23 protein-coding genes and 1 pseudogene are annotated in these 24,064 nt (G+C 54.4%); 17 read left to right on the top strand and 7 right to left on the bottom strand.

What is annotated here, in order from left to right; genetic code table 11:
- Nucleotides 1-183 precede the first annotated feature (183 nt).
- The 9 genes from GE278_16450 (at nucleotide 184) to uraH (ending at nucleotide 7,527) form a co-directional block, all read left to right on the top strand.
- A complete protein-coding gene (locus GE278_16450) occupies nucleotides 184-1,023 on the top strand; it encodes an SIS domain-containing protein (GenBank protein ID QLK62267.1) in 840 nt (279 codons plus the stop codon).
- A gap of 258 nt (nucleotides 1,024-1,281) precedes the next feature.
- Nucleotides 1,282-2,073, top strand: coding sequence for a transporter substrate-binding domain-containing protein (locus GE278_16445; protein ID QLK62266.1), 792 nt, complete (start codon nucleotides 1,282-1,284; stop codon nucleotides 2,071-2,073).
- Between the two features lie 24 nt (nucleotides 2,074-2,097).
- A complete protein-coding gene (locus tag GE278_16440) occupies nucleotides 2,098-2,763 on the top strand; it encodes an ABC transporter permease subunit (protein QLK62265.1) in 666 nt (221 codons plus the stop codon).
- 2 nt (nucleotides 2,764-2,765) lie between these two features.
- Nucleotides 2,766-3,416 (top strand): ABC transporter permease subunit, encoded by a 651-nt coding sequence (locus GE278_16435; protein ID QLK63318.1) that lies wholly within the window; start codon nucleotides 2,766-2,768, stop codon nucleotides 3,414-3,416.
- Entirely contained in the window at nucleotides 3,416-4,165 is a 750-nt protein-coding gene (locus GE278_16430; GenBank protein ID QLK62264.1) for an ATP-binding cassette domain-containing protein, read from the top strand. Before GE278_16435 ends, GE278_16430 begins: the two co-directional genes overlap by 1 nt.
- 24 nt (nucleotides 4,166-4,189) lie before the next feature.
- Nucleotides 4,190-5,428: an aminotransferase class V-fold PLP-dependent enzyme gene (locus GE278_16425; GenBank protein ID QLK62263.1), complete on the top strand. Its 1,239-nt coding sequence runs from the start codon at nucleotides 4,190-4,192 to the stop codon at nucleotides 5,426-5,428.
- The gene (hpxK, locus tag GE278_16420; GenBank protein ID QLK62262.1) at nucleotides 5,428-6,702 is read left to right on the top strand and encodes an allantoate amidohydrolase; all 1,275 of its coding nucleotides are present in this window, start codon (nucleotides 5,428-5,430) and stop codon (nucleotides 6,700-6,702) included. Before GE278_16425 ends, hpxK begins: the two co-directional genes overlap by 1 nt.
- A complete protein-coding gene (gene uraD / locus GE278_16415) occupies nucleotides 6,699-7,199 on the top strand; it encodes a 2-oxo-4-hydroxy-4-carboxy-5-ureidoimidazoline decarboxylase (protein QLK62261.1) in 501 nt (166 codons plus the stop codon). Before hpxK ends, uraD begins: the two co-directional genes overlap by 4 nt.
- Nucleotides 7,192-7,527, top strand: coding sequence for a hydroxyisourate hydrolase (gene uraH, locus GE278_16410; GenBank protein ID QLK62260.1), 336 nt, complete (start codon nucleotides 7,192-7,194; stop codon nucleotides 7,525-7,527). The genes uraD and uraH overlap by 8 nt, the downstream gene beginning before the upstream one ends.
- 1 nt (nucleotide 7,528) lies before the next feature.
- Here the strand turns inward: uraH and GE278_16405 are convergent, their stop codons facing one another.
- Entirely contained in the window at nucleotides 7,529-8,809 is a 1,281-nt protein-coding gene (locus tag GE278_16405) for a hypothetical protein (protein ID QLK62259.1), read from the bottom strand.
- 103 nt (nucleotides 8,810-8,912) lie between these two features.
- Entirely contained in the window at nucleotides 8,913-10,181 is a 1,269-nt protein-coding gene (locus GE278_16400) for a glutamine amidotransferase (protein QLK62258.1), read from the bottom strand.
- 214 nt (nucleotides 10,182-10,395) lie between these two features.
- Here GE278_16400 and GE278_16395 point away from each other — a divergent pair, with 214 nt between their 5' ends.
- Complete coding sequence (locus GE278_16395) at nucleotides 10,396-10,902, top strand: DUF1993 family protein (protein ID QLK62257.1); 507 nt, start codon at nucleotides 10,396-10,398, stop codon at nucleotides 10,900-10,902.
- Between the two features lie 471 nt (nucleotides 10,903-11,373).
- Here GE278_16395 and GE278_16390 read toward each other — a convergent pair.
- From GE278_16390 to GE278_16380, 3 genes and pseudogenes are all read right to left on the bottom strand, one after another.
- Nucleotides 11,374-11,987, bottom strand: a pseudogene (locus tag GE278_16390) (hypothetical protein).
- Between the two features lies 1 nt (nucleotide 11,988).
- The gene (locus tag GE278_16385) at nucleotides 11,989-12,762 is read right to left on the bottom strand and encodes an amidohydrolase (GenBank protein QLK62256.1); all 774 of its coding nucleotides are present in this window, start codon (nucleotides 12,760-12,762) and stop codon (nucleotides 11,989-11,991) included.
- Entirely contained in the window at nucleotides 12,750-13,910 is a 1,161-nt protein-coding gene (locus tag GE278_16380) for an aminotransferase class I/II-fold pyridoxal phosphate-dependent enzyme (GenBank protein QLK62255.1), read from the bottom strand. Before GE278_16380 ends, GE278_16385 begins: the two co-directional genes overlap by 13 nt.
- A gap of 187 nt (nucleotides 13,911-14,097) precedes the next feature.
- On the opposite strand from GE278_16380, the gene GE278_16375 reads away from it, so the two are divergent.
- Genes GE278_16375 through GE278_16365 form a run of 3 tightly spaced genes read left to right on the top strand, consistent with a single transcriptional unit; the run spans nucleotide 14,098 to nucleotide 15,952 of the window.
- Nucleotides 14,098-14,712, top strand: coding sequence for a methylthioribulose 1-phosphate dehydratase (locus tag GE278_16375; protein ID QLK62254.1), 615 nt, complete (start codon nucleotides 14,098-14,100; stop codon nucleotides 14,710-14,712).
- Complete coding sequence (mtnC, locus tag GE278_16370) at nucleotides 14,709-15,395, top strand: acireductone synthase (protein QLK62253.1); 687 nt, start codon at nucleotides 14,709-14,711, stop codon at nucleotides 15,393-15,395. Before GE278_16375 ends, mtnC begins: the two co-directional genes overlap by 4 nt.
- 11 nt (nucleotides 15,396-15,406) lie before the next feature.
- Nucleotides 15,407-15,952, top strand: coding sequence for an acireductone dioxygenase (locus GE278_16365; protein ID QLK62252.1), 546 nt, complete (start codon nucleotides 15,407-15,409; stop codon nucleotides 15,950-15,952).
- A gap of 75 nt (nucleotides 15,953-16,027) precedes the next feature.
- Here the strand turns inward: GE278_16365 and mtnA are convergent, their stop codons facing one another.
- Nucleotides 16,028-17,056: an S-methyl-5-thioribose-1-phosphate isomerase gene (gene mtnA, locus GE278_16360; protein ID QLK62251.1), complete on the bottom strand. Its 1,029-nt coding sequence runs from the start codon at nucleotides 17,054-17,056 to the stop codon at nucleotides 16,028-16,030.
- A gap of 117 nt (nucleotides 17,057-17,173) precedes the next feature.
- Here mtnA and GE278_16355 point away from each other — a divergent pair, with 117 nt between their 5' ends.
- The 3 genes from GE278_16355 to GE278_16345 all read left to right on the top strand — a co-directional run bounded on the left by GE278_16355 (nucleotide 17,174) and on the right by GE278_16345 (nucleotide 20,637).
- Nucleotides 17,174-18,373, top strand: a complete 1,200-nt coding sequence (locus tag GE278_16355) for an S-methyl-5-thioribose kinase (GenBank protein ID QLK62250.1) — start codon at nucleotides 17,174-17,176, stop codon at nucleotides 18,371-18,373.
- Between the two features lie 95 nt (nucleotides 18,374-18,468).
- Entirely contained in the window at nucleotides 18,469-18,939 is a 471-nt protein-coding gene (locus tag GE278_16350; GenBank protein QLK62249.1) for a DUF1456 family protein, read from the top strand.
- 294 nt (nucleotides 18,940-19,233) lie between these two features.
- The gene (locus GE278_16345; GenBank protein QLK62248.1) at nucleotides 19,234-20,637 is read left to right on the top strand and encodes a porin; all 1,404 of its coding nucleotides are present in this window, start codon (nucleotides 19,234-19,236) and stop codon (nucleotides 20,635-20,637) included.
- Between the two features lie 90 nt (nucleotides 20,638-20,727).
- Here the strand turns inward: GE278_16345 and GE278_16340 are convergent, their stop codons facing one another.
- The gene (locus GE278_16340) at nucleotides 20,728-23,196 is read right to left on the bottom strand and encodes an acyl-CoA dehydrogenase (GenBank protein QLK62247.1); all 2,469 of its coding nucleotides are present in this window, start codon (nucleotides 23,194-23,196) and stop codon (nucleotides 20,728-20,730) included.
- Nucleotides 23,197-23,465: 269 nt separating this feature from the next.
- Here GE278_16340 and lpcA point away from each other — a divergent pair, with 269 nt between their 5' ends.
- Complete coding sequence (gene lpcA, locus GE278_16335) at nucleotides 23,466-24,047, top strand: D-sedoheptulose 7-phosphate isomerase (protein ID QLK62246.1); 582 nt, start codon at nucleotides 23,466-23,468, stop codon at nucleotides 24,045-24,047.
- Nucleotides 24,048-24,064 lie beyond the last annotated feature (17 nt).

Genomic DNA, 24,064 nt, shown 5'->3' with positions numbered 1-24,064 from the left:
TCTTATGTGCTGATATCCGCCGCGCGTGCAGGGAAGAGGGCGCGATGTCATTGAGTTAAGCAAGAGGTGTTCCACATCCGCAGGATCGCAGCAGGTTCACGGATAAATTCACTTGCATTGGCAAGCATAGTGCATGGTATGTTCCGGTGATTCGCTGAAACTTCCGTTACAAAAGGGTCGGACATGAAACAAATCGATGAGCGTCTGCGCGACCATTACCCGGCGCTGACGCCGCAGGAACAGCGCGTGGCCGACTTTATTTTCGCCAGTATTGATGACCTGATGAGTTACAACAGCGCAGAGCTGGCACGGCTTAGCGGGGTATCGAAGGCCACGGTGAGCCGCCTGTTCAAGCGCCTTGGGTACCCGAGCTATCGCGATATGCGTGATGAAATGCGCACGCTGCGCCAGAGCGGAATGCCGCTGACTGACAGCCGCGATGCAGTGCAGGGTAACACCCTGTTGTCCCGGCACTATAAGCAGGAAATGGCCAACCTGACACAGTGGATTAATCAGATCGACGGCACGGAGTTTAGCGCGCTGACCGCCGCGCTGAGCCAGGCGCGACAGGTGCGTCTGTTAGGTTTTCGCAACAGCTATCCGGTGGCGCTGCACCTGCGCCAGCAGCTGATTCAGGTACGGCCGGGCGTGGTGATGATGCCACAGCCGGGGCAGACGCTGGCGGAAGAGCTGGTGGATCTGACCGCGCAGGACGTGGTGATTTTCGTCGCGTTTCGCCGCAGACCGCGTATGGCGAAGGCAATCCTCACGCAGTTACAAACGCTGGGCGTGCCGGTGCTGCTTTTATGCGAACCACAGGCACAGACGCTGACTTCGCTGGCGACATGGCATCTGGCGACGCCACTCGACAGCGTGTCGGCATTCGACAGTTATTCCTCGGCGATGAGTATGGCGAATTTACTCAGCAACGCGCTGCTGCACGAGATGCTGGCCTCTGGCCGTCAGCGAATTCATCAGATAAACGATTTGTACGGCGATCTCGACGAACTCGAGCAGCGCTGATTCCCGATCCCGGTTCAAACAGGGCGCTTTTTTGGTGCTTTCGCACAGTTAAGGTGCGCTGCGATTGATTCTCTTCGCGTCTTTTTGCCCTGCCGGAGGGCAAAAAACGCGGCCGCCAAATGTTCCTTTTCCCCATATTTCCTTGCCATACCGTGACTTCTCCCACATTTTCCCGATTGAATCTTTTTTGGCACATTCGTTGCAGAGTCATGTTTATAAGAATCTATCGTTCCAAAAACCTTTCACCGGAGATAATCTATGAACATGAACAAACGGCTGTTGGCGTGGGCTGGTGCTGCAATGCTGGTTCTTCAGGCATCCAGCGTGATGGCCGATCAGTTGCAGGATATTCAGAAGCGCGGCGTACTGCGCGTGGCGGTACCGCAGGATTTCCCACCGTTTGGGTCGGTGGGCAAGGATTTGCAACCTGAAGGGTATGACATCGACATGGCGCAGTATCTGGCCGACAAGATGAAACTTAAGTTGCAACTGGTGCCGGTCACCAGCGCCAACCGCGTACCTTATCTGCAAACCGATAAAGTGGATCTGGTGATCTCCAGCCTCGGGAAAAACGCCGAGCGTGAGAAAGTCATCGATTTCAGCAACGCTTATGCCCCGTTCTTTCTCGGCGTTTTTGGCGCGAAGGGCGACAAGCTGGCTGATCTGAGCGCGCTTTCTGGCAAAACTATCGGCGTAACCCGTGGTGCGGTGGAAGATCTGGCGCTGACCGATGTGGCACCCAAAGACGCCAAAATTCAGCGTTACGAAGATAACAACACTACGCTGTCTGCATATCTGTCCGGTCAGGTGGAATACATTGCTACCGGCAACCTGGTGGTAGCGGCAATTGCCCGTATGAATCCAGCCAAAGCTCCTGAATCGAAAGTGATGCTGAAAGATTCACCGTGTTTCGTCGGCCTGCGTAAAGACGAACCGGCACTGAAAGCGAAAGTGAACGAACTGATCGCCGAAGGCGTGAAAGATAAGACGCTGAACACGTTGTCCGAAAAATGGATGAAGGCTCCGCTGCCGGCTTCCATCGGCGCGTAACCAGTAGTTTGATGAGGATCTTTTATGACCTATCAGCTTAACTTTAGCGCGCTGTGGCCGTATATGCCGGAGTTGTTGGCTGGTTTGTGGACCACCATTGAGCTGACGGTGATGGCAACGATTGGCGGCGTCGCGATCGGGATTTGCGGCGCGGCCATTCGCTGCGGCAACCATAAAACCCTGCGCGCAGCGTGGGGCGTGTACGTCGAAGCCATCCGTAATACGCCGTTTGTCGTACAGCTGTTTTTCATCGTATTTGGCCTGCCTGCCATTGGCCTGAAAATGACCGCAGGCGAGGCGGCGCTGCTGGCGATGCTGATTAACCTCGGCGCGTATAGCACCGAAATTATCCGCGCCGGAATTCAGGTGACGCCGAAAGGCCAGTGGGAAGCGGGACGCGTGCTGGGGCTGAGCCGCAGCCAGACATTTCTGCGCATCGTCCTGCCACCGTCGCTCAAGCGTATTTACCCGTCGCTGGTCAGCCAGTGCATTATCGTGATGCTCGGTTCTTCCGTGGTATCGCAGGTGTCCTATGAAGAACTGACGTTCGCCGCCAACCTCATTCAGTCGCGCACGTTCCTCAGTTTTGAAGTGTATCTGGTCACCACGCTGTTCTATTTACTGCTGTCGGTTGCGATGCGTCAGTTATTGCTGCTGGCCGGACGCCGCTTCTTTGGGAGTGAAAACTGATGATGACGTTCTCCGACTGGGACATTGTGCGCAATCTGCTGCTGGCGGCGCGCTGGACGATTCTGCTTTCGCTGACCGCCTTCATCGGCGGCACGCTGGTCACCCTGCCGTTGCTGCTGATGCGCCTGACCAAACGTCGCTGGCCGTCGTTGTTTGTGCGTTTGTATTCCGAACTCTTTCAGGGCACGCCGCTGCTGATGCAGCTGTTTCTGGCGTTCTTCGGCCTCGGTTTGTTTGGTATCAACGTCAGTCCCTGGACGGCGGCAGCCCTGGCGCTGACGTTGTATACCAGCGCCTATCTGGTGGACATCTGGAGCGGCAGCATTGCTGCACTGCCGAAGGGCCAGTGGGAAGCCTCACGCTGCCTTGGCCTGAACTTTGGTCAGACGCTATGGCGCGTGGTCGCCCCGCAGGCGCTGCGCATCGCGATTGCGCCGACCGTTGGGTTTTCCGTTCAGGTGGTGAAAGGTACCGCGCTGGCGTCGATTATCGGTTTTGTCGAGCTGACCAAAGCGGGCACGATGCTCAATAACGTGACGTTTGAGCCGTTCAAAGTGTTCGGATTAGTGGCGCTGGGCTACTTCCTGATGTGTTATCCGCTGTCGCGTTATAGCCAGCATTTAGAAAAATCGTTGCGTGGAGATAAACAATAATGCCGCTGATCACAATTAATCAGGTTCAAAAATTTTACGGCCAGAATCACGTCCTGAAAGGCGTGGATCTGGACATCGACAGCGGCGAAGTGATCTCCATCATTGGCCGCAGCGGCTCCGGGAAAAGCACGCTGTTACGCTGCATGAACGGGCTGGAAGGCTATCAGGACGGCAGCATCAAACTTGGCGGAATGACAATCACCGACCGCGACTCGCAGGCGCGTGACATTAGCCGTTCGGTCGGCATGGTGTTCCAGAGCTTTAATCTTTTCCCGCACATGACCGCGCTGGAAAATGTCATGCTCGCACCGCGCCGGGTGCTGAAAAAATCCGCCGCCGAATGCCGTGAACTGGCCGCGCAGATGCTGGCGAAAGTCGGTCTGGCGGATCGCATGGATTATTACCCGTCCAACCTCTCCGGCGGTCAGCAGCAACGCGTGGCGATCGCCCGTGCGCTGGCGATGAATCCGAAAGTGCTGTTGTGTGACGAAATCACCTCGGCGCTCGATCCGGAACTGGTCGGCGAAGTATTGAAAGTGCTCGAGCAGCTGGCGAAAGAGGGTATGACGCTGGTGCTGGTGACGCACGAAATGAATTTTGCCCGCGAAGTGGGCGACCGCGTGGTGTTTATGCATCAGGGCACCGTGTGGGAACAGGGCGAAAGCCGGGCGCTGTTTGCCAACCCGCAAACTCCGGAGTTAAAACAATTTATCGCATCGGTACGCGGCCTGAATGAGGCTGCGGTCTGACGAACTTCCTATTAAGGATCAATCATGCTGGACATCAAAACACTCGGACAAATCAACCCGCCAACCCGTCTGCTGATGGGGCCGGGGCCGATCAACGCTGACCCTCGCGTGCTGCGGGCGATGGCGAGCCAGCTGGTCGGGCAATATGACCCGGTTATGACCGGCTACATGAACGAAGTCATGGCGCTGTACCGCGCGCTGTATAAAACCGAAAACCAGTGGACGTTCCTGATCGACGGCACCTCGCGCGCCGGTATCGAAGCGGTGCTGCTGTCCGGTATCCGTCCGGGCGACAAAGTACTGGTGCCTGTGTTTGGCCGTTTCGGTCATCTGCTGTGTGAAATCGCCCGTCGCTGCCGCGCCGAAGTTCACACCCTTGAAGCGCCGTGGGGCGAAGTGTTTGATCCGCAGCAAATCGAAGATGCCATTAAATCCGTGAAACCGCGCTGGCTGTTGACCGTGCAGGGCGACACCTCGACCACCATGTTACAGCCGCTGGAACAGCTGGGCGACATCTGCCGCCGCCATGGTGTGCTGTTCTATTCAGACGCCACGGCCTCGTTCGGCGGTAACCCGATGGAAACCGATGCGTGGGGGTTAGACGCCGTATCCGCCGGTTTACAAAAATGCCTCGGTGGCCCGTCCGGCAGTTCGCCGGTTACCATCAGCCCGCGCTTTGAAGAACAGATCCGCCGCCGTAAATGTGTCGAAGAAGGGATCCGCACCGCCGATCACGCGGACGGCGATGAGGAGATGATCTACTCCAACTATTTCGATCTGGGCATGATCATGGATTATTGGGGCCCGGAGCGTCTGAACCACCACACCGAAGCCACCAGCATGCTGTTCGCCTCCCGCGAATGTGCGCGCATCATCCTTGAAGAAGGTCTGGATAACAGCATCGCACGCCACAAACTGCACGGCGGCGCGTTGCTGGCGGGGATTCAGGGGATGGGGCTGGAAGTATTCGGCGACCTGAATCACCGTATGAATAACGTGCTCGGCGTGGTCATTCCGCAAGGAATTCACGGCGAACAAGTGCGTCAGATGATGCTCAACGATTTCAGCATTGAGATCGGCACCTCCTTTGGTCCGCTGGCTGGGAAAATCTGGCGTATCGGCACCATGGGCTACAACGCCCGCAAAGACTGCGTGTTGCAGACGCTGGTGGCGCTGGAAGCCGTGCTCAACCGTCTGGGCTTTGCGTCGAAATACGGCGCAGGCGCACAGGCCGCGTGGGAACATTACGCAGGAGGTCAGTAATGGCAGAAGCCTTAACGCTGGCCGCGGTATCCGAAAGTGCCGCACGGGCGGCCGAACGGGTGATGGCGCGCTGCGACACACTGGCTGCTATCAGCGAAACGCCGGAGCAGCTAACCCGCGTTTATCTGTCGCCTGAACATTTACGGGCCAACCATCTGGTGGGCGAATGGATGGTGGCCGCCGGAATGCGCGTCTGGCAGGACAGCGTTGGCAACATCTGCGGGCGCTATGAGGGACGGGATCCTTCTGCGCCTGCGCTGCTGCTCGGCTCCCATCTCGACAGCGTGCGTAACGCGGGGCGCTACGACGGCCCGCTCGGCGTACTGACGGCGCTGGAAGTGGTGTCGTATTTGCATCAGAACGCCATCCGCCTGCCGATGGCGGTAGAAGTCGTCGGATTCTGCGATGAAGAGGGCACGCGTTTTGGTATCACGCTGCTCGGCAGTCGCGGGCTGACCGGCACCTGGCCCGCCGACTGGCTGGAACGTCGGGACGCACAGGGGATTTCTGTTGCCGAAGCGATGATTAACGTCGGGCTGGAGCCACTGCACATTGGCGCATCCCGTCGCGCCGTCGGCGATTTCTGCGCGTATCTGGAATTGCATATCGAGCAGGGGCCGTGCCTGCAAACGGCGGATGTGCCGCTTGGTGTGGTGACGGCGATAAACGGTGCCCGACGCCTGAACTGCCAGTTCACCGGCCATGCAGGTCACGCGGGTACCGTGCCGATGGGGCAGCGTCAGGATGCGCTGACCGCCGCCGCCGAATGGACGCTGGCGATCGAAAGTATCACTACCTCCGCCGGTCACAATCTGGTTGCGACCGTCGGCACGCTGGAATGTCAGCCCGGCGCGGTGAACGTGATTGCGGGGCAGGTGAAATTGTCTCTCGACGCCCGTGGGCCGAGCGATGAAGATTTATGTGCGTTGCTGAAAGTTTTGCTGGCGAAAGGCCATGAGATTGCCGAACGTCGCGGGCTGACGTTCGGGGCCGAACAGTTTTACGGCATCAGCGCGACGGAATGCGACGAAGGGTTGCAGCACCGTCTGAATCAAAGCATTTTGCCGTTGCAGGGGCAGGCGATGTCCTTGCCGAGCGGGGCGGGGCACGACGCCATTGCTATCGCCGAATGCTGGCCGGTGGGTATGTTGTTCGTGCGTTGCAAAGACGGCATCAGCCATCATCCGGACGAATCGGTCACGACCGGTGACGTAGCGTTTGCAGTGCAGGCCTACATCAATACGGTGCTGAGTTTCGGGGATGGGCATTTATGACGCTCGAAGAGTTTAATGCGCTGTCCGAATTCGAGGCCGTCGCACTGCTGCGTCCGCTGGTGAATATTCCCGCCTGGGCGAAACAGGTCAGCGACGCGCGACCTTATTCCTCAACCGACCGGCTTATGCAGTGCGCCGACGCCGCCTGTCAGCACTGGCAGGCGGCAGATATCACACAGGCGCTGTCCGCACATCCGCGCATCGGCGAGCGGGCTGGTGGCAGCAGTAAAGAAGCACAACTGTCGCGCGGCGAACAGGCGACGTTGAACATCAGCCATCAGGACATTATTGATGCGTTGCACGAGGGTAATCAGCGCTACGAGCAGCGCTTTGGCCGGGTGTTTTTGATCCGTGCCAAAGGCCGTCGTTCAGAAGAGATCCTTGAGAATCTGCAACGGCGGTTACAGAATTCGCCGGAAACCGAAAGTCAGGAAACTGCACAGCAACTCAAAGAGATTACCCTGCTGCGCTTAAAGGAGATTTTCAGCCATGACTAAAATTACCACGCATATTCTCGATACATCCCTCGGTCAGCCCGCCGCCAGTGTACGTATCTGGCTGGAAAAAATTGACGGGCAGAACATCACCCGAATCAGTGAAACGCAGACCGACGCCGATGGCCGCGCGGCAAAATTAACGCCGGACGCAGTGCCGTCAGGCCACTACCGCTTGTGTGCGGATATCGGCGCGTACTTCGCCGCAACCGGCCGTGAGACGCTGTACTGCTCGGCGATCATCGACGTGCTGATTGCCGGCGATCAGGATCACTATCATCTTCCGCTGCTGATCAGCCCCTATTCTTATTCGACGTATCGAGGAAGCTGAATCAGCGAAAAGCAAAGTATTCGCTGTGAAATTGGTCTGCGGGCAGGTGCAGCCATGCCAGTTGGCTGTTCAGGGCGTTGGCAAACCCTTGCGGACCACAAAAATAAACGTCTGTCGCGGGGAGAAGATGATTCTCGCTAATCTCTTCTCCTTGTAATTTCTCACCCTGATCGCTGTAGATGACCTTTAAAGAAACATCCGGACGCCCGGCAGTAAGATGCTGCAGACGTGGCAGAAATGGCGCTTCTGCGGGGTTTCTTACGCAATAATATAGCGACACTTTCTTTTGCAAGACGCTCTGACTACGGGATAATTCTTCCAGCCACGCAATAAACGGTGTAATCCCAATACCTGCCCCCACCCAAACCTGACTCTCCCGCTGACTGTAGGTGAAATGGCCGTAAGGGCCTTCAATCTGCACGGGGTGACCTTTTTCAAGTCGCGACGGCAAATCGCTGGTGTAGTCGCCGAGAGATTTAATGGCCAGTTCGATGCGGTATTCACCGTCATAACTCACGACGGTAAAAGGATGCTGACCTTCACCATCATTGAAATCGATATAAACAAACTGCCCGGCTTTGTAAGTCAGACGACGGGGAAGCTGGACGCTGAAGATAATCAGATCGGCATTTTTCAGAATAATTTCGCCGATAACCGCATCTATTTTGCGTCGTTTCCCGATATATCCGAGCAGTGAGATGAAAGCCGCATAGCTGCCAGCCAGACACAGCAACAAAGTGCTGGCGATAAAGATCATTCCCGGTTCGGTATGAGTCAGCAGGCCGACAACGTGCAATGTTGCCATAAGAAACATGACGCCCATCAGTTTGTGGGACAGCTTAAATTTGGTGTAGGTGAAACGCTGAATCAGGCTGATAGCAATGAGGGCAACCATCAGGTACAACGCCCATTCGCCCAGTTGTTCAAAGCGGTCTTTCCACGAGACTGCTTCGTTAGCCGCATGCTGCGGGCCTTCCAGATAGCCCAGTTCAACCAGCCATTTCCCGCCTTGCGAAAATAGCCAGTGCAGAACAATGAAAATACCCGCCGCAATGCCCAAATGCTTATGGTGGCGGTACATTTTGTCCAGTCCTCGCACCCTTTTCTCAAGCCAGCGCGGGCGCAAAGACATCACCATCGTCAGTGTCATTAACCCAAAACCAACCAGACCGGTGAGGTTAATCATCTGGTCACGCCAGTAGGCAACGCTTTGATCAACCTGAGAGAAAACAGTCCAATCGAGAAACCAGATTGCGATAAAAAAGATAACAGCCTTTAGCATAATGCCCTCCTGTATGTGAGGGCATAATATAATCGTTGTTAATTTTATGAATAACTGCTCATTTCAAGATGCATCGTTGCATATTTGAAACGATATTTTTTCCTCATCCCAGTGAAAAATGCGGATGCCGCAGGCGCACGCTTTTGGTCAGTGCCGCATGGCTGACGTCGCATTCGCGGTTGCTCTGACGGACCTGTTGCAGAAAGGCCATCAGCAGCGGATTCGGGCGCTCGCGGCGTGACATCAGCTCCGGTTGCCCCTGAACGCCGACAAAGTACGGATGATTCATCAGTTCCACCGCCTGCGCCTGTTCCCCGCTTTCATCCCTTCCAGACACTCTCAGACCGGCGTTTTCCAGCTCGCTGAGGATGTGCGGATTCAGATAACGGCGCTGGTTATAGCGCAGCGTGAATTCCTCGCCCATTTTATTTGCCAGCAGGCTACCCGCAGAGGTTTTCACCGGATGATTACCCAGACGCGGTTGTGAGTGCTCACTCAGCGGCAGTGCAGTTTGCAGGCTGCCTAGCGTAGACGGACCCTGCATCACCACGCACTCCTGCCCCAGCACCCGCTGACCCAGCGCCGTCACCATCTGATGCATCCCTTGATTAATGCCCAGCAGCGGCGTCAGGTTTTCCAGCGCCCACGTGGCAGTCGCCAGCGCCCCGGCCTGATAGTCACTATGGGTCAGCGTCGTGCCTGGCAAAACGATACCGTCGACGTCAAACAGGGTGGAATCGAGCTGGCTGCCGAGCAGTGCAGGCGTCACCCAGACCACCTCGATGTTCATTGCCAGTGCATCGGCGGCGTCTCCCAGTGCAGCGAGCATCGCCGGATAGCTGTCGCGCTGTTCAGCAAAATCCCCGACTAAGGCCACGCGTAGGGTTTTCCCGGCGCGCATCACCGGTTGTGATACCGATCCTAATGCCCAGCGCCCGAAGGCATCGCGCCCCCAGCCGTTACTGCGAACTTTGCCGGTGATGCAGTCTTCCAGCTGGAATTTATCCTGATGGCGCATCACGATTAATGATTCTGTTTCGATGCCGTGTGCGGTGATTTGGGCGCTCAATTCGGCTGAGAAAGGTTCACGCAGCGGCACCACGATATCTTCTTTAAGTGCCCGATAAATAAGTGATTCCAGGCTGGATTCAGCACCCGCACCGCGCCCGGTCAGGCGCTCCAGCCACACAAGCCCGCTGGTCAATGCATGACCTTGCGCCGTGACGTGCTGACGGGCATTAGGGAAGCGACGCGTATCATGACTGACGGGAAAGTGACACAGCGGCAACGCGCGCAATTCAGCAAGTATCGCTGCCATCGCGCCGTACAATGCAGGTTCGGGCGTGGAGTGTGCAATAAAGGTGATGGTCATCAGGTGTCCTCTGTCAGATGTTTTTGCGGGGGTATTGAATGCAAGAACTGATCCATACAGCGGTCTGCTTACATGTCCTGACAAAAAGAGCGCGGTGGCTCGCAAAAGTGATCTTCGGTAACACTTCACTACTACGAAACGTCACGCTGTTAAGACCATAACGCGCTAGTCTATCGCCGGTTGTTCTAAACCCTACACTCATTAAGGAAGCATCATGTCAGCATCAATTTATGCGAGTACGGCGGCGCAGTTTGTTCGTGGTTTACAGAATCTCTCCGCGCTGCTGGAAAAAGGCGCGGCCTGGGCGCAGGAGAACGGAAAATCTGAGGAAGAGATCCTCAACACCCGTCTGGCCGAAGATATGTATCCCCTGGCGCGTCAGGTGCAGATCACCAGTGATATGTCGAAAGGTGCAATCGCCCGTCTGGCCGGTATCGCCGCTCCGGCGATGGAAGACACCGAAACCACGTTCGCGCAGTTACAGGAACGTATTGCGAAAACCCTGCACTTCATCGAAAGCGTGAAACCGGAACAGCTGGAAGGGGATGAAGCCCGGCCGATCGTCGTGAAAGGTAAAAACTTCGAACTTAATTTCACCGCACACAGTTACGTCACTACCTTCGCCGTCCCGAACTTCTATTTCCACGTCACTACTGCGTACAATATTTTACGTCACGTTGGCGTGAAAATTGGGAAGTCTGATTTTATTGGTCAGGTTTAATGATTATCTAGCCTGTATAATAAGAAGAGAGGCGTAATTTATATTACGCCTCTCTTTAATAAAATTATAGTCGATAAGGTTTAATTTGTTTTTATCAAACTCTGTGAGTTTAACAGGATAACCTTTCTCATCTACCACCTTAATATCGACGATGATCTCAATCTGCATATTACCATTGGCATATAAAGAGACTGTATTTTGACCCGGTGGGGTTCTTACGGAGAATTTTTCGACTTTGCTCCATGTAGATCTTGATATAGTAATTCCTCTTTTTAAATGAATTGGAAGGGCGTGGTGTATATACGCGATCCCATTGAATTTAGTTCTGAGGAATTTATTTTCTTAATAATTTCACATCAAAAATTTTTTATTTGCAGTGGGTTATACATGATAATTATTATTGAGCCATTATTGTTGTAACTGAGATTTTTTATTGTATATTCAGCATGTTTTTTGGCAACTAACACATTTTCACAATAGTTCCGTGTCTCCCTCTTGCGCAATTTTATAATCAAACAGGTCCGGCGCAAACTGACGTGGATCGACATCCTGGAACGTCGTGCTGACATCCCCCTGATAACGCGTTGACATCGCCCACAGCACGTCGCTGCTGTCGAACAAATCCACATCCTCATCCACCAGAATCACATTTTTCAACTCTGAATAAGCTGCCAGTGCAATCAGCGCGGGCGATGGATTTTTGCGGCACGGAAACGGCGCCTGCCAGTTCCACCGGGCGGTTACGCAGGGCGCCCGCCACGGAAAGCTCGTCAAAGCCAAACGGCGTGGTCGGCGCTTCGAAACACGCACCGATATAAATCGCCGGATCAAGGCCCATATTGATGGTGACCGGCAGCGGTTTACCGGCCGGCTCCGCTTTCTGGCGGAACACTTCGATATGACGTCCGGCGGCTAAGAACATCGACAGTTCGTCTTTACCCTGCACGCACAAACGGTGGATAGTGACATCCGCTGACGCCCGGCTCGGGATCACTTGCCAGTACCAGCCCGAGGCAGAAGAACGGGCCAGCATCGAGCGGCGTATTGGTCGGTGCGGGCAGCAGTTTTCGCAGATCAAAACCCGGCTTAATCGTGCAGTAAAAACGTATCTGCATCACGCCAGGCGGGGAAGGACTCCCGGTAATCCTGCAATGCTTCCAGCGACAGTTCGGCCTCAATGATCATCGCTGAACCTGGCTCGGCGCGCGCCAGCTCTTCGCCCAGCGGATTGATGATCAGGCTATCGCCGCTATAATGATGGCCGTTGTCGTCATCGCCGACGCGGTTACATCCGGCCACGTAGGCCTGATTTTCAATGGCACGGGCGGTAAGCAGCGTCTGCCAGTGATGACTGCGGCGCGCTGGCCAGTTGGCGACATACAGCGCCAGATCGTAATCCTGATTATTGCGCGAAGCGACCGGGAAACGCAGGTCGTAACAGACCTGTGGCAGGATACGCCAGCCGCGCCATTCAACGATTTCACGACGTTTGCCGGGAATATAATAGTTGTGCTCACCCGCCATGCGGAACAGATGGCGCTTATCGTAAAAATGTACGTGTCCCTGCGGTTCTACCAGCAAAAAGCGGTTCACGGCGCCTTCGGGGGTGCTCAGCGCCACGCTGCCACCCACCATCGCATTGAGTTTTTGTGCCCACTGTTGCAGCCACTGCACCACACGAGATTGTGGCAATGCACTGGCCGGTGCCTGCATGGCAAAGCCGGTGGTGAACATTTCCGGCAGGACAATCAAATCCCTGCCGGTCAGCGCGCCAAGCAGGCCGTCGAAATGAGCGAGGTTAGCCTCGCCATCAAGCCAGACCAGCGGCTGTTGCAGTACGGACAGTTTTAAAGTTGACACAGGCGCTCCGAGGCCGCGTCCAGCGTGGCTTCCTGTTTGGCGAAGCACAGCCGGATCAGTTTATGTGGGAATGGCGCGGCGCAGAATACCGACATCGGAATGGCCGCCACCCCCACATGTTCAGTCAGCCAGTGGCAGAATGCAACATCGTCCAGATCCGATACATCGCTGTAATCGACCAGCAGGAAATAGGTTCCCTGACTCGGCAATACTTTCAGGCGGCTGTTGGCCAGTCCCTGCGCCAGGCGGTCGCGCTTAGCCTGATAAAATGTCGGTAATTCCTGCCAGTGTTCTGGTGCTTCACGCAGCATATCCGCCAGCGCCAGCTGAACCGGTGTGGTGATTGAAAACGTCAGATACTGATGCACTTTACGCAGTTCGGCGCTGATGACAGCAGGCGCGATGCAATACCCGACGCGCCAGCCAGTCATGTGATAAGTCTTACCAAACGACGAAACCGCGATGGCGCGCTGACGCAGCAGCGGATGGCGCAACACGCTGGCGTGGCCTTGCGGTGAGAAGCAGATATGTTCGTAGACTTCGTCGCTCAGTACAAAAATGTGGCGGTCGGCGATTGTCTGCCAGAGCTGCTCGACGTCGCTGTCTTGCCAGACAGTCGCCGACGGATTGTGCGGGGTGTTGATGATCACCAGTTTGGTGCGGTCGGTAATCTGGTCGGCAAATTCCGCCCAGTTGACTTTGAATTCCGGCGGCTGGAGCTGGATGCGTTTCATCACGCCGCCCGCCAGTTCTACCGCAGGCGCATAGCAGTCGTAGCTGGGATCAAAGGCAATCACTTCATCACCTTTCGACACCAGCGCGGTAATGGCAATGTAGAGGGATTCAGTCGCCCCGGCAGTGATGGTGATATCGCTATTCGCGTCGGGCGCGAACCCGTAAATTTGTTCCGTTTTCGCGGCAATGGCTTCGCGCAGCGGCGCAGTTCCGGTCATCGGCGCGTACTGATTAGAACCCTGGCTGACGTGATACGCCAGACGCTCACGCAGATACTCGGGGCCGTCGAAATCAGGAAATCCTTGCGAGAGATTAATTGCGTTATGTTTCTGCGCCAGGGCACTCATTTGAGTAAAAATCGTGGTGCCTAACGCGGGAAGTTTGCTTTCGGGGATCAGTGCGGCTGTGCTCATGGCGGGTCAATACTCCTGGACCGGTGCAGATAGCGATGTTGCTCACAATATAACACGATGTTAATATTTGGCAATCAAGACGCTTAGATGGCTAAATGCCAATTCAGTCTAGAACATATCAAATATTTATATATCGCGATTTTTACCTCACTTTCAGCCCATCAACGTACGGTTTTTCAGGAATACGATGACAGAAAATTTGCAACTGGGCGCGCTGCTGGCGGCCTGTCACTGGATTGGTCAGAAGGGCTGGAGCCCGGCGACCGGCGGCAATATGTCGGTGCGTTCGGGCGCGGAACATTGCCTTATCACCGAATCGGGCAAAGACAAAGGCTCGCTGACCGCAGAGGATTTTCTGCTGGTCGAACTGGCAAGCGGTCTGGCGCCGGGCGGGCGTCGTCCTTCTGCAGAAACCGGTCTGCATACCATGCTTTATTCGCACGACCCGCAAATTGGCGCGGTGCTGCATACTCATTCAGTGAATTCGACGGTGCTGTCCCGTGTGGAACGCAGCGGCACGCTGGTACTGGAAGGCTACGAGATGCAGAAATCCCTCAGCGGACAGACGACGCATTTGGATCGGGTGCTTATTCCTATTTTTGACAACAGTCAGGAAATTTCCACGCTGGCTGATAAAATTATGGCTTCAACAGAGCACGCGCCACTGCAGTATGGTTTTCTGCTGCGGGGCCACGGGTTAACCTGCTGGGGCAAAGATGTGGCCGAGGCGCGTCGCCATCTGGAAGGTCTGGAATTTCTGTTCCAGTGTGAACTGCAACGTCGTCTGCTGGAGGCAAAATGATCCGCGCCATTGTCACTGATATTGAAGGCACCACCACTGACATCCGTTTTGTGCATCAGGTGTTATTCCCTTATGCACGTCAGCGTCTGGCCGAATTCCTGCGTCAGGAGCACGAACAGGCGGACGTCGCGGCCGCACTGGACGGCCTGCGGGCCGAAATTGACCGGCCACAGGCCAGCATCGAAGCGCTGATCGAACAACTTTTCACTTATATGGATAACGATGTGAAATCGACATCGCTGAAAGTGTTGCAGGGCATCATCTGGCGTACCGGCTATGAAAACGGGGATTTCCGCGGGCATTTGTATGACGACGTCGCGCCGCAGTTGCGGGCGTGGCATAAAGATGGCCTGAAGCTCTGCGTCTATTCTTCCGGTTCGGTAGATGCGCAAAAACTGTTGTTCGGTCACAGCGACGCAGGAGATTTAACGCCGCTGTTCAGTGGTTATTTTGATACCCGTGTGGGTGCCAAGCGCGAGACGGAGTCGTATCAAAACATCGCCGAACAACTGATTTTACCGCCACAGGATGTACTGTTTTTATCCGACATCCGTCAGGAACTCGACGCCGCACGCTCAGCGGGCTGGCACACCTGTCAGCTGATCCGCGACGACGCCGATGATGTCAGCGATCACCTGCAAGTTAATCGTTTTGATCAGATAGCCTTAGAAACATTCTTATAAGAGGGTTGACCATGAGTGCATTGACGATTTTTAGTGACCAGGATCCTTCGGCTCCCCTCTGGGAAAGCCGTGACGGCGACGCCATTGCCGCCGAACTGAACAAAATTGACGTGCGTTTCGAGCGCTGGCAGGCCGATCGTGATTTAGGCGATAACCCGCAGCCGCAGGACGTGATCGCCGCCTATCAGCACGAAATCGATAAGCTGGTAGCCGAAAAGGGCTATCAGAGCTGGGATGTCATCAGCATGCGCCCTGACAATGAACAGCGCGAAGTGCTGCGCACTAAATTTCTCTCCGAGCATACCCACGGCGAAGATGAGGTGCGTTTCTTTGTCGAAGGCGCCGGGCTATTTTGTCTGCATCTTAACGATAAAATTTTCCAGATCCTGTGTGAGAAAAATGATCTGATTTCCGTTCCTGCCAATACCCGCCACTGGTTTGATATGGGCGGATCTCCGTCATTTACGGCGATACGCGTGTTTGATAATCAGGAAGGATGGGTAGCGCACTTTACGGGCGATAAGATAGCGGATGCGTATCCGAGGCTGGGAGAGTGATGTTTTACTCCTCCCCCTTCGCAGGGGAGGAGTAAAAACGAGTCCTTCTCCCCAGTTTGCTGGGACGGGAAAAGGTTACTTCAACGCCTTCGCAAACACCCCATCCCGAACCTGCTCTGGTGTAATCACGCCGCCATCCCAGACCCATCCGCTGATCAATTCTGCCGGTGTCACATCAAACGCCGGGTTATACACCTGCGCATCCGTGGGTGCCCACTGAACGGCACCAAAGCTGCCAGAAACGCCGGTAACTTCACGGGCATCGCGTTGTTCGATTGGGATGGCGGCGCCATTCGGACAGTGCGGATCGTGCGTGGTGTGCGGCGCGGCGACGTAAAACGGAATACCGTGATATTTCGCCAGAACGGCCAGGCTGTAAGTGCCGATTTTGTTCGCTACATCACCGTTGGCGGCGATACGGTCAGCGCCGACCCAAATGGCATCGACCTGTTTTTGCGCCATCAGGCTGGCGGCCATCGAATCACAAATCAGCTGATAGGGAATGCCCAGCTCGCCAAGCTCCCAGGCAGTAAGACGTCCGCCTTGTAACAACGGTCGGGTTTCATCTACCCAAACCTGCTGCACATGGCCCTGTTCGTGCGCGCGGCGGATAACGCCAATCGCGGTACCGACGCCTGCGGTTGCCAGTCCGCCTGTGTTGCAGTGAGTCAGTAAGCGGCTGCTGGGGGTGACCAGAGGGGCACCATAGGTCGCGATGCTGTCGCACAATGCGCGATCCTCATCTACTAAGCGCAACGCTTCATCCACCATCGCTGAGACGAAATCAGGCTGCTGCAAAGCGATTTTCATCCGGTCGAGATTGTTCATCAGGTTCACTGCCGTCGGGCGCGAAGCGCGAAGCCGATCAAGTGAATGATGCAGTTCTGCCTGAGGCATACCGTGCTCGGCCAGCAACGCCAGAAGCAGGCTGGCGGATAAGCCAATCAGCGGTGCGCCGCGCACGCGCAGGGTGCGGATGTGATCCACCAGTTCACTGACGTCGCGGCATTCACGCCAGTCGGAACGCTGTGGCAGAGCCTGCTGATCGAGGATCCACAGCTGATTTTCACGAATACGTAAACTGGTGGTTGTGAGGCTTTGCATGATTAGTTAAATCCTTGTTGCCCGGTTGCATCTGATTACTTATTCTGCCAACATGTTTTATAGATGTATAGACGTCTAAACGCTTTTAAGGCTGAAAAAAGAATTCGAGAGGTCAGGATGTCGCGCTATCACACGTTTACCGCCGCAGATGCCGTTGAATATGCCCGCCAGTTTGGTGGCGTGGCGGATCCGCAATCCCTGGTGACCGCCGATGAGATCGGTGACGGAAACCTGAATCTGGTATTTAAGATCCGCGATACGGCGGGGAAAAGCCGGGTGATTGTCAAACAGGCGCTGCCTTACGTGCGTTGCGTGGGGGAATCCTGGCCACTGACGTTAGACCGTGCGCGGATCGAAGCCGAAACCCTGATTATTCACGGAAAATATTGTCCGCAGCATACCGTCACCGTTTTACATCACGATGCGGAACTGGCGGTGATGGTGCAGGAAGATTTGTCGGATCATCAGATCTGGCGCAGCGAGCTGGTGCAGGGGAAGTATTTTCCGCAGGCCGCCAGCCAGCTGGGGGAATATCTGGCACAGACGCTGTTCCACACTTCCGATTTTTACCAGAATGCGCAGACTAAGAAAGCCGAAGTTTCGCGGTTTACCAATCCGGAACTGTGCCAGATAACCGAAGATCTGTTCTTCACCGATCCGTATGTCGATCACGAGCGCAATAATTTTGACCCGCTGTTGCTGCCGGAAGTGAATGCGCTGCGTGAAGATAAACCACTGCGTCTGGCGGTGGCTTCGCTGAAACACCGTTTCCTGAGTAAAGCCGAAGCACTGCTGCACGGCGATATTCACAGCGGCTCAATTTTTGTCGCCGAAGGTAAACTGAAAGCGATTGATGCCGAGTTTGGCTATTACGGACCGATCGGATTTGATCCGGGTTCGGCTATGGGTAACCTTCTGTTGAACTATTGCGGTCTGCCGGGGCTGGTGGGCGTGCGCGAGGCGGCGGAGGGCCGTGAGCAACGCCTGAAAGATGTGCGAGAGTTGTGGCTGAGTTTTAACGAACGCTTCCTGCAACTGGCACGTGAAAAATCTCAGGATCCGGCACTGGCGGAAGCCGGCTATGCAGAACTTTTCCTGCAGGACGTCTGGCGCGATGCGGTCGGCTACTGCGGCGCGGAACTGATCCGCCGCACTATCGGGCTGGCACACGTAGCCGATCTCGATGCTATCAAAGATGACGCGATGCGCGCCGATTGCCAGCGTCATGCGCTGAGCCTGGGGCAAAAGTTAATTATTACGGCATCACAAATTGACGACGTGGAGTCTCTCATCGCACGCATCCGTCAGTTCAGCTAATCCTGTGAGTTTCTTGTATAATGCCCGCCTTCGAGGTGCGTAGGGGTAAACCCGGTGGCATTTCCTCGGTTTACTTTTAACAGGAATACAGAATTATGATGCACAACCATGTCTTACGCAGCGTCCGCTACATGCTGGATATGAGCGAAGGTCAACTGATTGAGATCCTTAAGACAACGGGCACGCCGGTCAGCCCTGACGTGATGTCCCGTTATCTGAAAAAAGAAGACGAAGAAGGTTATATGGAAGTGCCTGACGAAGTGATGGCTAACTTCCTCAACGGCCTGATTACTTTCAAACGTGGTAAAGATGACCGTTTCCCTGCGCCGGAAGTTGAAAAACGTCTGACCAATAACATCATGCTGAAAAAACTGCGTGTGGCGTTTGAGCTGAAAACCGAAGATTTGATCGCCGTGCTCAATGCAGCCGACTTCAAAGTCTCCGAAGGTGAACTGAGTGCGTTCTTCCGCAAAGAAGGCCACAAGAACTACCGCCCGTGCGGCGATCAGGTTTTGCGTTATTTCCTGAAAGGTCTGACTGCTAAAGTCCGTCCTAAAAAAAGCTGAGTAATGAACATTCAGCCGATAAATAATCAAAATATATTTATCTGAATAACATAGTAAACGGGGCGCTTTGAATAAAAGCGTCCCGTTTTACGTTTATTGGTTTCCTAACAACGAAATTTCGTTATATCAGTTTTACTTCACGTTTCACCGGTTTGTTTTTTGACAGCTCATTCCTGTGCCTATTATCTTCTCATCTCGCCAAAACGCCTCTGGCTCTTATTTTATTAAAATAATACAGCTGAATTTAATTCAATGCTGATCGTTAATCTGGGTATAAGAAAAGGACATCACCATATGAGAAGAATTAAACCGATTGCTTTATTGATTGGTCTTGCTGTGTCTGGCTCCGCACTGGCTTCGGGTTCATCCTCCAGTCTGGAAGCCCGGATGGCATTGCTTGAACAGCGTCTTCAGCAGGCTGAAGCGCGGGCAGATACGGCAGAGAAACAGATCCAACAGTTGAAAAAACAAGATGTACAACGCGAGCAGGAAATTGCCAGCGTGAAAGAAGCTACACCGGTGGAAGTGAAATCTGACGGTATTTCGACCAGCAAACCATTAACGCTAAATGGCTTCGATAATTTGAAACTGTATGGTGACGTGGAATTTAACGTAGACGGCGCAAGCCGTACCGGCCAATTAATATCGGCTAAAAGCGGTGACGGAAATAAATGGGCGGGCAGCAATGAACGCTGGGATGTTAATGGCCGTTTGTTGATCGGCCTTGATGGTTACCGCCGTAATGACAACGGGCAATTCTCCGGTTTCTCCGTGCAACCGACTGCAGATTTAAACGGTTCGACCAATGTCGATGATGCGGCCTTCTTCTTCGGTGAAGAGAAAAACTGGATGGCTAAAATCGGCCGCTTCGAAGCGTACGATATGTTCCCGCTGAATCAGGATACTTTTATCGAATACTCCGGTAACACCGCCAACGATCTGTACGCAGACGGCTATGGCTACGTGTACATGATGAAAGAAGGGCGCGGACGTAGTGACAGCGGCGGTAATATTCTGCTGAACAAAAATATCGGCAACTGGTATTTCGAGCTGAATACGCTGATGGAAAACGGCACATCGTTGTTTGCCGATCAGAACTATCACGGCAACAAACTCGAGCAGGATAAAAACGTCGCGTATCTGCGTCCGATCATTGCCTGGAAAGGGGAGGCGTTCTCCATCGCGGCGGCAATGGAAACCAACGTCGTCAATAATGCTTACGGCTATAAGAACGATCAGGGCGAAACCATCGATCAGTCTAAGCGTAATGGTTACGGTATGACGATGACGTGGAACGGCCAGAAGGCCGATCCGCAGGACGGTATCGTGGCGAACCTGAGTACCGCGTACATGGATGCTTCTGACGAGAAAGATTTCACTATCGGCACCAATGCGCTGTGGAAGAACTTCGAGCTGGGTTACATCTTCGCACATAACCGCATAGAGGAATTTAATGCCAACGGCCTGCGCCCGATGGATAACGATAACGCCGGTGATGACTGGTTCAGCGAACCAGGCAGCTATGATATTCATACAATTCACGCGAGTTACCTGATCCCGAACGTAATGAATATGCAGAACTTCAATGTTTATCTGGGCGCGTATGTGTCGATGCTGGAAGCGGATAAACATTACAGCAATGATAACGACAGCGATCAGCGCTATGGCGGGCGTGTCCGCTTCAAATACTTCTTCTGATTACCTGAATTATTTAGGGTAATTTTAGAGAGACTAAAAAAGCCTGGGTGCGTAAACACTCAGGCTTTTGGGATCCGTTAATCTTAGGGATTATGCGGCTTCGGTATGACGCGGTTTCGCTTCATCCTTTTTTACGCTGGTTTTCTCTTCCTTCGGCTGGTGCGCGGCCAGTTCGTGCGGCTCGAATTCATCAACGTTGATAGAACGCAGACGGCTTTCTTCCGCGCGGCTGAGAATACGCGCATCGTCGGCACTCAGATGACCAGCGTCGAGACCTTTCTGCGCCAGAATATCCAGACGGGTGAACGGCAGCTTTTTACCCATCGCATCGCACAAGCGTTTATGAACCGGTTCGGCGGCCAGAATATCTTCCAGCGCCTGCTCCAGCAGACCGACCGGATTGTGCTCGCTTGGCGTCAGATACTGACCACGACCAATACGGCTGCGGGTCGCGGACGGCACCTGCAGAATGCGCGCCAGTTCATGATCCAGACGGTCAGACGGTGCCGCATGAGAGCCGCCCAACGGGAACACCACCAGACGCATGACACCCGCGATGAAGCGGTTCGGGAAGTTACGCAGTAAATCGTCAATCGCCACTTCTGCCTGATGCAGACAATCCTGCACGCCCCAGTGAACCAGAGGTAAATCGGCTTCGTGACAGCCTTCTTCATCAAAACGTTTCAGCGTGGCGGTTGCCAGATACATCTGGCTGAGGATATCGCCGAGGCGCGCCGAAATACGTTCGCGACGTTTCAGGCTGCCGCCGAGCACGCCCATTGACACATCCGCCAGCAGCGCCAGATTGGCACTCAGACGGTTGATGTGCTGATAGTAGCGGGCGGTGGCATCATTCACCGGTGTATCGCTGGTGCGACCCCCGGTCAGGCCGAGCCAGAAACTGCGCATAGTGTTGCCGCCGACGTGACCGAGATGACCGAACAGGGCGCGGTCGAAATCGATCAGATCGTTTTTCTCTGCCGCCGCCATTTCACGCAGAACGTAAGGATGGCAACGGATCGCGCCCTGACCAAAGATAATCATACTTCGGGTGAGAATATTGGCGCCTTCAACGGTAATCGCAATTGGCGCGCCCTGATAGGTACGGGCCACAAAGTTGCTTTTCCCGAGCATAATGCCTTTCCCGCCGGTGATATCCATCGCATCCATCACGGCGCGCTGGCCACGGTGGGTACAGTGATATTTCACAATTGCCGAGAGCACAGCCGGTTTTTCGCCGAGCATGATGCCGTTGGTGATAAGCGTTGCCGCGGCATCCATCACATAAGCGTTGCCCGCAATGCGTGCCAGCGGTTCTTCAATCCCTTCCATTTTACCAATAGGCAGTTTGAACTGACGGCGGATATAAGCGTAAGCGCCGGTCGCCAGCGCCAGTGATTTCAGGCTGCCGGTGGAGTTAGACGGCAGTGTAATGCCACGGCCAACGGACAAGCACTCGACCAGCATACGCCAGCCCTGACCGGCCATTTTCGGGCCGCCGATGATGTAATCAATTGGCACGAAGATGTCATTACCGCGCGTAGGTCCGTTCTGGAACGGGACGTTAAGCGGGAAGTGACGGTGACCAATTTCCACGCCTTTGGTATCCGTTGGGATCAGTGCGCAGGTAATACCCAGTTCAGTGTCATTGCCGAGCAGGTGATCGGGATCTTTCAGTTTGAACGCCAGACCGAGCACGGTGGCAATCGGCGCGAGCGTGATGTAACGCTTGTTCCACGTCAGGCGCATGCCGAGCACTTCTTTGCCCTGCCATTGGCCTTTACAGACGATACCGAAATCTGGGATCGCACCGGCATCAGAACCGGCTTCCGGGCTGGTCAGCGCGAAGCACGGGATTTCCAGACCTTCAGCCAGACGCGGCAGATAGTGATCTTTCTGTTCCTCGGTGCCGTAATGTTGCAGCAGCTCGCCAGGGCCGAGGGAGTTTGGTACGCCCACGGTGATTGCCAGAATGCCGGACACTCCGGCTAGTTTCTGTAAAACGCGTGCCTGAGCGTAAGCGGAGAATTCCAGACCGCCGTACTCTTTCTTAATGATCATCGCGAAGAAGCGATGTTCTTTCAGATACGCCCACAGCTCCGGTGGCAAATCCGCCAGTTCATGAGTTATTTCAAAATCATTTGCCATACGACAGGCTTCTTCCACCGGGCCGTCGATAAAGCGCTGCTCTTCCTCGGTCAGGCGTTGTTCCGGGTAATCCTGCAATTTTTTCCAGTCTGGCTTACCGCCAAACAGATCGCCTTCCCACCATGTTGTACCGGCTTCAATGGCTTCTTTTTCCGTGCGGGACATGGCGGGCATGACCTTACGGAATGTGCGAAGCGCCGGTCCGGAGAATAATGCGCGGCGTACAGCCGGGATGTTCAGTGGCAGCAAAATGATCGCCAGCGGCAGCAAAAGCCACAGTGTCCACAGATTAATCGCGCCCATTATGGCGGTAAATGCCAGTAAAATCAGGCTGCTAAGGGTAAGGTTGACGCGGTGATAGAACAGCGCGCCCAGGATAACGACAAATGCAACAATGCTGAGAACCATCATAGTAAAGCTCCTGAGTAGTAGGAGGTCTGACCTGTTGTAGGGATATAATGGTTTTAGTCCATGCTCATTTCTTTATCAATGTGTTTACATACTAATTACAACACAGCTCACAAACCGGCCGCACGAAGCGTCAAAAAATGAAACTATCGGAATCATTACCGCTTCATTGCTTCTCGCCGATCAGTCGATCCGTTACACTGCACAGCGGAAAGTTTTATTGCTATCGGCCGCGTTTAACACGGCTGCAAATGGACATAAAAGAGGTTGCTATGTACCAGGATATTATCCGTACTGAACTGAACGAAGCTGCTGAAACGCTGAATAAATTCATCAGCGATCCGGCAAATATTGAGTCTATTCAACGTGCAGCAGTACTGCTGGCGGATTCATTCAAAGCAGGCGGGAAAGTGATTTCCTGCGGCAACGGCGGGTCACACTGCGACGCCATGCACTTCGCGGAAGAACTGACAGGCCGCTACCGTGAAAACCGTCCGGGCTATCCGGCGATTGCAATTTCCGACGTCAGCCACATCTCCTGCGTAGGCAACGATTTCGGCTACGAATACATCTTCTCCCGCTATCTGGAAGCCGTTGGCCAGAAAGGCGACGTGCTGCTTGGCATCTCAACTTCAGGCAATTCCGGTAACGTGATTAAAGCCATTGAAGCTGCCCGTGCCAAAGGCATGAAAGTCATTACCCTGACCGGTAAAGACGGCGGTAAAATGGATGGTTCCGCAGATGTGGAAATCCGCGTTCCGCATTTTGGTTTTGCAGACCGGGTGCAGGAAATCCATATTAAAGTCATTCATATTTTAATTCTTTTGATCGAAAAAGAGATGGCGAAGGCGTAAGACCTTTGTTGTAAAGG

It is taken from the genome of Enterobacteriaceae bacterium Kacie_13 (assembly GCA_013457415.1).
Classification (GTDB): Bacteria; Pseudomonadota; Gammaproteobacteria; order Enterobacterales; family Enterobacteriaceae; genus Rahnella.
The sequence above is the reverse complement of the archived record's forward strand: the minus strand, read 5'-3'. Positions and strand labels throughout refer to the sequence as shown.